The sequence below is a fragment of the Cohnella sp. GCM10020058 genome, from assembly GCF_042683485.1.
Taxonomy (GTDB): Bacteria; Bacillota; Bacilli; order Paenibacillales; family Paenibacillaceae; genus Cohnella.
The window spans coordinates 68561-80382 of record NZ_JBHUJV010000016.1 but is presented as its reverse complement, the minus strand read 5'-3'; the positions used below and the strand labels follow the sequence as shown (position 1 = coordinate 80382).

Sequence of the window (11822 nt, the reverse complement as noted above, 5' to 3'; positions counted from 1 at the left end):
GGGATTTTTTTGCGCAGATCTTGAGCAGGAACATGATCCGAAAGCGATTACAAATCAAGGAGGCGTTTCTAAATGAGAAACAAATGGCGGTTCAAAGCGCTGGCTGCTTTGCTTCTGGTAACGCTGATCGCTCCGGTCTCGGGACAGCTCGGCGCGGGCAAGGCTTATGCGGCGACGCCGTCCAACCCGAATGCCACGCAGGCGGTGCAGGACGTGCTGAATTATTTCGATACGGTGTATGCGAACAATAAGATTATCTCGGGACAGTTCGTCAGCGACGTGTACGGCTTCAACGAGATCGACCATATCGGCTATCTCGCGAGCAAATATCCGGCCATGCTCGGCATGGATTTCGGATACAAGCATACGAACGGCACGCTGGGCGAGCTGGCGGACTGGCGGAATTACATGGTGACGCAAGGAATCGATTATTGGAAAAAGGGCGGGCTCGTCCAACTCTCCTGGCACGAGACGAATCCGCTGGATACGACGCCTGATGACGGCGGCTGGAACAGTGTCATCAGCACGATGACGCAGACCGACTTCGATAAAGTAACGACCCCCGGCACGCCCGAGTATGCCAAGTGGCTGGCGCATATCGATATGATCGCGGGCTATCTGAAGACGCTGCGGGATCAAGGCGTCGTCGTGTTGTGGCGGCCGTACCACGAGATGAACATCGGCTTCTGGTGGGGCGGCAAGACGTCGGCCAGCTTTAAGAAGCTATGGCAGAACATGTACGACCGGTTCACGAATGATCACGGCTTGAACAACTTGATCTGGGTGTGGGCGCCAGGACGCATCAACGATCCGATCAACACCACTTTCTATCCCGGATCGTCGTATGTGGATCTTGGCGGGGCAGACGTTTACGTGGATGCAAGCAACAACCCGAAGTTTACCTACGCAAACAATGAGCTGGCCAACGTCATGGGCAGCAAGCGCTATGGCTTGTCCGAGGTCGCCAAGCTGCCGGACCTGGCCGCGCTCAAGAACAATTACGATTATACCTGGATTCTCCCCTGGTCCACCGGCTGGCTGGACTACGAGTTCTACGGGAGCCCGAATGGCAACGGACCGGGCAATATCGGTTGGGACGTGAGGGCCTTCTATCAGAGTCCGGATACGATCACGAGAGCGGACGTTCCCGGCTTCGGCAGGACGATCGTTCCCGAGACGTTCATTTTCAAGGATGCGTTCAACGTCTACATCAACGGTGTCGTCGTATCGCTGAGCAACTGGTCGACGACGGCAACCGGCGGAACCGTCGCGCTCTCGAATGAGAAAACCGTTGGATTGGCGGGCCGAGATCTGAGCATGAAAATCAGCAAAACGTCGACGACGGGCGAGACGAGCGCCAAAAGGACGTTCGGCCCGCAGACCGGCATCGTGAATGTCAAAGCCTCGCTTCGCTCGGAGGAAGCCAGCTGGAAGGATTTCCTCATCGTGGACAGTTCGAGCCCGAGCAAAGTCGCTTTGCAAATCGGCATCCACAACGGATCTATTCGGGCGTACGACGGCTCGACGCTCGTCGCGCTGCAGCCGATCGCCTATGGCAAGTGGTACGACGTAAAGGCGGTGCTGAACACGGCGACCAAGAAGTACGACGTGTACGTGAACGGCGTGAAAAAGGGCAACCAGCTGAGCTTCCGGGATACGGCTGCGGCCGATCTCAATAAACTGGCATTCGGCGTAGCCGCGGGTGAAACCGGCAGCTTGTACGTCGACAACGTCAGAATAGACAAGTAAGTCCGTACGACATCCGAACGACTTTCGTAAGACATCCGCAACACATTTCGAGATCCCGGTTTCGCCATAAAGCGGCCTGGACCGGGATCTCGACCCGGCGGAAAACGGCAAGAAAGGCAGCGTGATAAACGTTGAAGAAAAAGATAGAGAGCTTCGAGGTCGTCGTGTGCGGAGGCGGAACCGCGGGTTTCTGCGCCGCCGTGGCCGCCGCGAGGCAGGGAGCGAGAACGGTACTGATTCAAGATCGGCCCGTATTCGGGGGCAACAGCTCCTCCGAGATCCGCGTGACGCCCCATGGCGCCGCGCAATTCCATGCGTACGCGAGAGAGACGGGCATTATCTCCGAGCTGCTGATCGAGGAGCGCGCGAGGAACCACGAGGTCATTTTCGAGAACGGGTGGACGAACAGCGTGTGGGACATGACGCTGTACGATATGGCGATGAATACGCCGAATTTGACGTTCTATCTGAACACGTCGATCATGTCGGTCGCGAAGTCGGCCGCGCGCAGGATCGAATCCGTGACCGCTTATGTAGCAGGCGCGGAGACTGAGATCGTGTTCAATGGGGACGTCTTCATTGATTGTACGGGCGACGGCGTCGTTGCGGATCAGGCCGGCTGCGAATGGCGGATGGGATCGGAGGGGAAGGCGGAGTTCGGGGAGCCGCACGCCCCCGACGCGGCGAGTCGGGATACGATGGGCAACTCGATCCACTTTAAGGCGAAGGACATGGGGCACCCCGTACCGTTCCAGGCGCCGGATTGGGCGATCCGTTATGAGGACGCCGACTTCTTTTACAAGCACGGCCGACAGGTGTACGACATTCGCGGCGGCTATTGGTGGCTGGAGATCGGCGTGCCTTGGCATACAATCTACGACGCGGAGGATATCCGGCACGAGCTGACCCGGCATACGCTCGGCGTATGGGATTGGATCAAGAATCGCGATCCGCTCACCCGGGAAAAGGCGGCGAACTTTGCCCTCGACTGGATCGGCCAGGTACCCGGCAAGCGTGAGAGCCGCCGCGTCATGGGGCAGTACTTGATGACGGAGCACGATCCGATCGGACGCACGGCCTTCCCCGACGAGATTGCCTACGGCGGGTGGTTTCTCGATCTGCATACGCCGGGCGGCTTGCTGGCCGCGAACAGCGAGCCGGCAAGCGCGGAGGGCTATGACGAGAAGTCCGAATACGCGGCCAAGAGCTACTGCGGCCCGTACGGCATTCCGCTGCGAATATCGTTGACCAAGGATATCGACAACCTCATGACGGCCGGCCGCAACGTCAGCGTCACCCATGCGGCGCTCGGCACCGTCCGGGTGATGTCCACGACGGCGTTGATCGGCCAAGCGGTCGGCACGGCCGCGGCGGTCGCTTTGCGACGAGGCATAGAGGTCAAGGATGCGGCGACCGAGGCGATCGGGGAGATTCAGCAGCGGCTGCTTCGGGACGGCGTTTTTCTGCCGAACGTGAAAAACGAGGATGATGAAGACCTGGCCAGATCGGCGACCGTCTCAGCCAGCAGCGAGGCGCTTTGCTATGGCGTCGGACCCGAGAGTCCGTGGACGCATGGGGCGCTCAAGGGTTGGGAGGAGACGCCGCGGGCGCTGAACGAAGCGTTGGTCGAGCGAAGAGGGCAATGGATTGCCGTCGGCGGCGGTCAGCTTCGCACGCTGTCTCTCTGCATGAGCAACGAAACCGGCGTACCGCAGCCGATCGAGGTCCGCTTATACCAGGCATCCGATATATGGGATTACCGGGTCGAGCCTGGAGTGGCGCTGGCAACTTCGACGCTGACGGTGCCGCCAGGCGAGCGGACTTGGGTCAACTGGACGCTCGAACTGACCGATGCCGACGGGTTCCCGGCAGACGGCTACGTCCGGCTCGACGTACTGGAAAACGCCGCGGTTAGCTGGCATGTCGCAGGCGATCTGCAGCCCGGCCATCCGTCCGCTTTTCAGATGAGCGCGAGCAAGATGCGGCGCTTGGGCAACGGCCATACGCTGAGCTTCAAGGCGGAGCCGCCGCAATCGTGTTATTCGCCGGAGCAAGCCGTCAGCGGCTGCGCGAGGCCGCATCGCTCGACCAATGTATGGCGCTCCGACCCTAACCAACCGCTGTCCCAATGGCTGCAGCTCGAATGGAGCGAGGAGCGGCGCATCGGGCGGATCGAGCTCACGTTTCCCGGCAACCTGCTGCGGGAGTACCATCATTACCCGCCGTTTTACCGGGATCCGCAGACGGCCAAGGATTACACGATCGAGCTGTGGGACGGCGGCGCGTGGCGGATCATCGAGCGGGTCGAGGGTAATTACCAGCGGACGCGGAAGCATGCGTTACCTGACGGCTTGACGGCCCGCAAGCTGCGGATCGTCGTGCATGCGACGAACGGGGACAAATCGGCTGCGATCGCCGAAGTCAGAGTGTACGCTTGAGAGTTCAGCATGGATGCGAAAAGACCTCTGCCAAAGCCGATTATCGGCTGTGGCGGAGGTCTTTGCTAGTTGCATCACTTTTGTCCGGGCGTTAGCGCCCAATTGCACTCATCGGTGCCTTTTCGAGCATCTCAGAGGCATCGATAATGCCTGTTTGCACTTATTGACACCTTCAGGGGCACCTCGCTGGGGGCGTTATTGCCTATTTGCACCCATCGGCGCAGCCGGCAGAGTAGCGAGGGTGGCGTTAACGCCCATTTGCACTCATCGTCACTAAGTTACACGGTTTTACCGCACAACAGCGCTCGAAACCTACGTTTTATCCGAAGTTACACGGTTTTACCGCGCAACTGCTGCAGACAGCAAACATTCCACCCGGAATTACACGGTTTTACCCGTTATTGCAGTTTATTTCGTGATCAGCACGTTATCGATATAATAAATACCCGTCGCGTCGGCCGCGACGCCGACCTTCAACTTGCTCACATCGGCCGCGGCCGGATTTTTGAAGCTGAACTGATTGGCCACCTTGACGCCGTTGACGTAGATGTCGAACTTCTTGGTCGCGGTGTTCATGACGACCTTGAGGTTGTACCAGGCGCCGTTCGCGATCGGCGCGATGCTGGAGAGCGTCGTGCCGTCGTACGCTTTGATATATCCGCCCTGCAGCCCGATGTGGAGAGCGGCTTGGCTGGCGCTGTCGTAGACGATGAAGTCTTTCCAGTTGAGGTCTTCCGTACGTACGGTAGCTTTGAAGGTGACGACGCCGGTCTGCGCGCCGAACGACTTTTCAGCGGTGGCTGCGTTCGTCGTGCTCGTTTTGTTGATTTTCATGCTCCGGTCAGCGGTCGCGACGCCGACGGACGGCACGAGGACCGCGGTCACGGTGCCGCCGGTCGTCGCGAGCGTCCAGTTGGGCGGTGGATTGCCCGCCGTGTAGCTGTTCATGGCATCCCTGAAGATCGGCGTTCCCGAGACGATCGTGCGGCCGAATGCGGGAACCTCGTCCCTCGTGATCGTGGCGGCATGGTTGTAAACCGTCGTAAGCTGGTAAGGCGTGTTGCCGGGTTGATTTTCGGGCGGCGTACCGTAGAAGGAATTGTCCGACCAACCGATCGCCCAAGTGAGGAACCACGTATAATCGTAGCCCGGAATCGAAGCGGCATGCGGAACCAGACCGACCTCGGACAAGCCGAACCGCTTGCTGCCCATGATGGCTGTCAATTGACTGTTGGCTGCGGAGAAGTTCGGGTCGCCCTGGTCGCTCGTATAAAAATCCACGCCGCCGAGGTCGACGTATGCGTCGCCGGGATAATAAGCGCTGTTTAGCGGCAGCTCCTTGGCCGGCGCCCACACCCAGATGAGATTGTTCAGACCGTGGTAATTCGTGAACCGGTCGTACATGTTCTGCCACAGCTTCCGGTACGAGGCCGGATCCTTGCCGCCCCACCAGAACCAGGCGCCGTTCATCTCGTGATACGGCCGCCACAGCACGACGACGCCTTGATCGCGAAGCGACTTCAGATAGCCCGCGATCGTATCGATATGCGCCAGCCACTTGTTGTACTCGGTCGTGCCGGGCGTCGTCACCAGATTAAAGTTCGCCTGCGACATACCGCTGATCACGCTGTTCCAGCCTCCGGCATCCGCGGTCGTGTCGAGCGGGTTGGTCTGATGCCAGGAAGCGGTGACCAGACCGCCCCTTTTCCAATAATCCGTCCCCTCGTCGACAATAGTTGATCGCCACGTACTCAGGTCGCCGGGGCCGGTCACGTTGTACAAAAAGTCGAATCCGATCATGGCCGGATACTTGCCCGACGTCAAATCCGCGACATGGTCGGTTTCCGTGTAGCCGTACGTTTGCCCCCGCACGTATTGTCCGGAGATGATCTGATTGTTCGCCTGGACGGTGTCAAAATAGTTTAGGACATCCTTCACGGCTTGCGTCGCGTTCGCGTTCGCCGGCGTGGCGGCGCTCGCTACGGTGCCGCCCGTCCACGGCTGTACGGAAACCAGCAGGGCTGCGATTAGCGTCGCGGCCAGAAAGCGCGGCGTTCGTTTGCTCTTCATTTTTCATTCCTCCTAAAAAATGATGCTGCAGCTTGTTGCACTTCCGGTTAAGCGCTTACAGATTACGCTTCAAATCGCCTCCCATTCTCGAGATACATTCATTTTAAAGTCATGCGAACGGCATGAGAGTCTCGTTTTTTCGGCAATTAGTTGTCTATCTTCGGCATGTTCGGTACGAGTGGGCAATGTCGAAAATAACGAACCTTTTGCCGAAGAAATTGGAATTGCCGGTTCTGCCGGACAGCTAGAATGAAGCTATCCAGAGAGAGGCGAGGAGAGAAACGGATGGCTTCAATTGTTCGGAACGTTCGCAGGCACGGCGTCATGTACGCGATTCTGCTGCCCGGCTTGCTTTACTTTGCGATATTTAAGTATGTACCGATGGTCTACATCGCCGCGGCGTTCAAAAATTACAACGTCCTGCTCGGGTTATGGGAGAGTCCGTGGATCGGCATGCAAAACTTCAGGCTGTTTTTCGACGGTGTCTATTTCGATCAGATCATCGGCAACACGATCCTCATTTCCCTATATAAACTCGTCTTTTCGTTTCCCGCCCCGATCGTCTTGGCCTTAATGCTGAATGCCGTGACATCAGGCGGATTCAAGCGGACGATCCAGACGCTGACGTATCTACCTCACTTCCTGTCGTGGGTCATCATCTACGGCCTCCTGGTCGCCTTCCTGGCGCCGGGTTCCGGCTTGGTGAATCAGCTCTTGACGGCATTCCACCTGGATCGCATCTCGTTCTTGACGGAGCCGGGCTTGATCCGGTCGCTGATCGTGACGACGGATATTTGGCAATCGGTCGGCTGGGGCGCCATTATCTATCTGGCCGCGCTGACGGGCATCGATCCGTCCCTCTACGAGGCCGCTACCGTAGACGGCGCTTCGCGCTGGAGACAGCTCTGGAGCATCACGCTGCCCGGCATTCAGACCGTCATTATCCTGATGCTGATCCTTCGCCTGAGCGCGATACTCGACGTCGGCTTCGACCAGATCTACATGATGATGAACCCGCTGAACCAGGAAAAGGCGGACGTCATCGAGACCTGGGTGTACCGGGTCGGCATGCAGGAAGGCCGGATCGGCCTTGCGACAGCCGTCGGATTGTTCAAGTCCGTCATCGGCTTCGCATTAGTGTTCGGCGCCAATCGTCTGGCAAGGCGCGTCGGCGGACAAATCTGGTAGGAGGAACTGCGATGAACACGATGTCCAGAAACGAACGAATGCTTCAAACGCTCAATTACGTCCTGTTATCCTTGCTTGCCGCGTCTTGCGTCGTTCCTTTCTTTTACGTCCTCAGCGTGTCGGTCACGCCGATCTCCGAGGTCATCCGAAAGGACGGACTCGTCCTCATTCCCTCGCATGTCACCTGGACTGCCTATGAAGAGATCATGAAGGGCGGACGGCTTGCGGAAGCCTATCAAGCTACCCTTTTTCGGGTGTTCGCAGGCACGTTCTTGAATCTGTTCTTCACCGTGCTGACCGCGCTGCCGCTCTCCCGCAGGTCGCTGCCCGGCCGCAGCGCGGCCCTGATGTTCATCGTGTTCACGATGCTGTTCAACGGGGGAATCATTCCGAGCTATTTGCTGGTCAAGGAGGTCGGCCTTCTGGACTCCTCCTGGTCGCTTATTATTCCGGGACTCATCAATGCGTTTTACTTGCTGATCGTCAAAAGCTTTTTCGAGCAGCTGCCCGAGGCGATCGACGAGGCCGCGAGAATCGACGGCGCCGGCGAGCTCTCCATCTTGTTTCGCATCGTGCTTCCGCTATCCGGCCCGATCATCGCCACCGTCGGCTTGTTTTACGCGGTATGGCACTGGAACAGCTACTTCGATGCGTTATTGTACATCACCGATACGTCGAAGCAGCCGCTGCAGCTCTTTTTGAGACAAATTCTGATGGCTTCCGTCGCGATCAGCGGGGATGCCGCCGAAGCAGCCAATTCGGTGAATCCGATTTCCGTGCAGATGGCCTCGGTCGTCGTGACCACGCTGCCCATTTTGATCGTATACCCGTTCATTCAGAAGCACTTCACCAAGGGCGTGCTGCTCGGTTCGGTGAAAGGTTGATCCGGCAGGCCATTCGAACGTTATCATGAGGAAACTCTTGATATAAACCGTTATACTATTCGAAAGGGAGAGGTTTACCGATGAGAAAGAGACGCATGCAAACGGCGGCTGCCCTGGCAGTCGCGCTCAGCTTGGCCGTCACCGGCTGCAGCAAGGACGATGCGAAGTCGCAGGCGGACGGCAAGATGAAGCTGAGCTTCTTCAACGCCATCGGCTACAGGCTGACGACGCCGATGCCCTCGGGCGAGAACGATCCGATCCGCCAGATGATCGAGAAGGACAACAACATCGAGCTGGAGATGACGCTCGGCGGGGAGAACTGGAAGGACAAGTTGAACCTGCTGCTGTCGTCCAACCAGATCCCGGATATCCTCACGTTCCCGGATCGGGCCAGCGCTATTCAATATTACGACCAGGGACTGGTAGCGGAGCTGGACGAGGCGGTGAAGGATGTGCCCGACTTGACCGCTTCCATCGATCCTTCCCGGCTCGAGCCGATGAAGTATAAGGATCATATGATCGGGCTGCCGGGCTCCGAATCGGTCGGCGGCGTGAACGGCTGGTGGATCAACGGGACATGGCTGAAGAAGCTGAACCTGCAGGCGCCGACCAACCCGGAAGATCTCTTGAATGTGATGAAGGCGTTCACATTTAACGATCCCGACGGCAACGGCAAGGACGATACGTACGGCTTCCTCGCCATGCTGCCGAAGGACGGCTCGCTCGGGTACAGCACCACCGGCGCCCAGGGTTTCCAGCAGATCTTCTGGATGTTTGGCGTACAGCCCAATTTCGTCGACGTGAAGGACGGCCGGGTCGTCGTCTACAATACGGACCCGAAAACGAAAGAAGCGCTGCAGTTCATCAACCAAATGATCGCAGCCAAGGTCGTCGACCCCGATTGGGTCACGATCGACGACAACCTGAAGCGGGACAACAAGATGTACCAGGGCAAGGTCGGCATCATGATCGCGGATTGGCGCCGCATGGAGCCGTCCGAGCAGCAGAAAATGAAAGACGCGGGCGGAAGCGTCCCGGAATGGCAGCAGATCGCGCCGCCGAAAGGACCGTACGGCGATCAGTTTCTCGACACGAAACCGTTCCAGCAGACGATGATCGGCCTGTCGAAGGAAGCGCTGAAGGACCCGGAGAAGACCAAGCGCGCCATGCAGCTCATTCAATATTTGTACACGAACCAAGATGCGTATCCTTCCCTTGCTTACGGAATCAAGGACAAAACCTATAAAGTGGCCGACGGAAAGCCGGCGCTGATCGACAGAACGACCTACAACGAAAAGGAATTCGAATGGCGGTACAACTACGCGTTCGTCCGTAAAGCCAATGACAGCGTGTACTTCGACTTTAAAAACCCCGAAGTCACGAACGCGAACCAGAAGCTGAACAACGGCTACCTGAAGGACAACAACGTCAATCCCCGGGTGTTCGACGATCCGAACGATCCGCTGGCTCAGGACCGCATCAAGTACGTCAACGAGATGATGCTCAAGTTTGTCATGGGCAAGGAGCCGCTTAGCGGCTGGGATAATTACGTCAAGACGCTGCAGGACAAGTTCAAGCTGAACGACGCCGTCGCCAATTATACGAAGCAGCTGCAAAGCGACGGCGTGCTTCCGTAACGATCAGGGAAGAGGAGAAGAGCGGCGAACCGCTCTCCTCTTTTTCGATTTGCGGAATCGACTTTCAAAATGCAGGAGTGAGTGTCATGCGGGACAGGGCAAGCAAGCTGCTTCACAACATCTCCTTCCGATTGTTCCTCGTTTGCTTTATTTTCGTGCTGAGCTCGGAAGTGATCGTCAGCGCCCTGTCCTATCGCTATATCAAAAACGAGATTTCCTCTAGCCAGATCGAACGGGCCAAGCAGTTGCTGTTGAAGGAGCAGCAATATATGGATCTGTACGTCGCCCTCATCCAAAATACGATCGCGCTGCTCTCCTCGTCTTCCGCGACGTGGCACGACGATATCGCTTCCGCGCAAGCGGGAGTGGAGGGGGTGTATCGCACGCATTCGGATATTTTGACAGACGCGTATTTGATCCGGAAGGACCTCTCTATCCTCGGCGGGAATACCGTTACCAAAGTGCTGAACGATCCGATGACGAGCCGGAAAGAGCTGTATCGGGCCGCATACAGCAACGCGTACGGCAGCATCGCCGTCAGTACTCCCTACCAATCGTTTTACTCCGGCTGGACGGTGACATTCACCAAGGCGCTGACGTTCGCGGGGGAGCGGATGGTCATCGCGGTGGACCTCAACCTGACGGCGCTGCAGGAGCGGATGGACCAGATCAGCCGCGGCAGCAACCTGCGGCTCGCCATTCTCGACGATCAGGGAAGCCTTATCCTCGAGCCGGCCGCGGGCGGACCGCTGCGGGCCAAGGACCATCGGCTGCTTTTCGGCGACCGGGACGGTACGGAGCTGATCTATAACAAGGACGACGTCTTCCAGGAGCGCATGGACGGCGCGCCCGTCACCGTCATGCGAGGCTTCATCCCTCGCACGAAATGGATCGTGCTCGCTCTGTCCGACAGCACGGCGCTGGCGCACTCGCTTGAACGGCTGGAATCCTTTTTCTTCGTCGTGCTCGCGGTAGGCCTGCTCCTTAGCGTCGTGACAGCCGCCTTCGTCGCCAGGATGATCCGGACGCCGGTCTATTACTTGATCCGCAAGATGAGCCTGGTTAAGCAGGGCGATCTGAACGTAACGATTCCGAAGCTTCGCAACGACGAGTTCGGCGAGCTGACGGACACGTTTAACACGATGCTGGAGCGAATTCGCACGTTGCTCGAGCATGTCAACGTCAGTGAACGCAAAAAGAAGGAAATGGAAATTCAAGTGCTGCAATCGCAGATCAATCCGCATTTTTTGTACAACGCGCTGGGCTCGATCAGCAATGTCGTCGACGTCGGCAGATACGAAGAAGTAGACGACCTGATCGGAGCGCTGATCGCCATTCTCGAGTACGGCATCACGGATTTCTCCGACAGCGCGAGCCTGGACCAGGAGCTTCGCAACGTGAGAGATTACTTGCACATTCAAAGCATTCGGTACGACCGCGCCTTCGAGCTCGTCGAGGAGATCGATCCCGAGGCGCTGGCGCATCCGGTGCTGCGAATGGCGCTGCAGCCGATCGTGGAAAACAGCGTTTTCCACGGCTATAGCGGCGGAAGGCTCGCCGGCGTTATACGAATTGCGGCGGCGAGCAAGGACGGACAACTCGTCATCGACGTCTCGGACGAAGGCGTGGGCATGACGCCCGACAAGGCTGCGACGCTGCTGCTCCCGGGGCGGGAGCAGGGCGAACCGGCCGGACGGCGCAAGCGAATCGGCCTGTATAACATCCACCAGCGAATTCAGCTGAACTATGGCGAAGACTGCGGTCTCGCCGTTTGGAGCGAGGAAGGCAAAGGAACGCGGATCACGCTGCGGTTTCCGGACCTGCGCGCAAGCGAGCGGAATACGCTCGCAGTCTAG

Annotated in this window: 7 protein-coding genes; 6 read left to right on the top strand and 1 reads right to left on the bottom strand. The window is 58.1% G+C overall.

Annotated elements, in window-relative coordinates; all coding sequences use genetic code 11:
* Positions 1-72: 72 nt before the first annotated feature.
* The gene (locus ACFSR7_RS26830) at positions 73-1749 is read left to right on the top strand and encodes a glycosyl hydrolase (protein ID WP_378166960.1); all 1677 of its coding nucleotides are present in this window, start codon (positions 73-75) and stop codon (positions 1747-1749) included.
* 131 nt (positions 1750-1880) lie between these two features.
* Positions 1881-4187 (top strand): FAD-dependent oxidoreductase, encoded by a 2307-nt coding sequence (locus tag ACFSR7_RS26825; RefSeq protein ID WP_378166958.1) that lies wholly within the window; start codon positions 1881-1883, stop codon positions 4185-4187.
* A 408-nt stretch (positions 4188-4595) separates the two neighbouring features.
* Here ACFSR7_RS26825 and ACFSR7_RS26820 read toward each other — a convergent pair whose 3' ends face one another.
* Positions 4596-6257, bottom strand: coding sequence for a glycosyl hydrolase (locus ACFSR7_RS26820; protein WP_378166957.1), 1662 nt, complete (start codon positions 6255-6257; stop codon positions 4596-4598).
* Positions 6258-6542: 285 nt separating this feature from the next.
* Here ACFSR7_RS26820 and ACFSR7_RS26815 point away from each other — a divergent pair, with 285 nt between their 5' ends.
* The 4 genes from ACFSR7_RS26815 to ACFSR7_RS26800 all read left to right on the top strand — a co-directional run bounded on the left by ACFSR7_RS26815 (position 6543) and on the right by ACFSR7_RS26800 (position 11822).
* Positions 6543-7445 carry an ABC transporter permease gene (locus tag ACFSR7_RS26815; RefSeq protein ID WP_378166955.1) on the top strand — a complete coding sequence of 301 codons (903 nt, stop codon included), beginning with the start codon at positions 6543-6545 and terminating at the stop codon, positions 7443-7445.
* Positions 7446-7456: 11 nt separating this feature from the next.
* Positions 7457-8329, top strand: coding sequence for a carbohydrate ABC transporter permease (locus tag ACFSR7_RS26810; RefSeq protein ID WP_378166954.1), 873 nt, complete (start codon positions 7457-7459; stop codon positions 8327-8329).
* A gap of 80 nt (positions 8330-8409) precedes the next feature.
* Complete coding sequence (locus tag ACFSR7_RS26805; protein ID WP_378166952.1) at positions 8410-9966, top strand: type 2 periplasmic-binding domain-containing protein; 1557 nt, start codon at positions 8410-8412, stop codon at positions 9964-9966.
* Positions 9967-10052: 86 nt separating this feature from the next.
* The gene (locus ACFSR7_RS26800) at positions 10053-11822 is read left to right on the top strand and encodes a cache domain-containing sensor histidine kinase (RefSeq protein WP_378166950.1); all 1770 of its coding nucleotides are present in this window, start codon (positions 10053-10055) and stop codon (positions 11820-11822) included.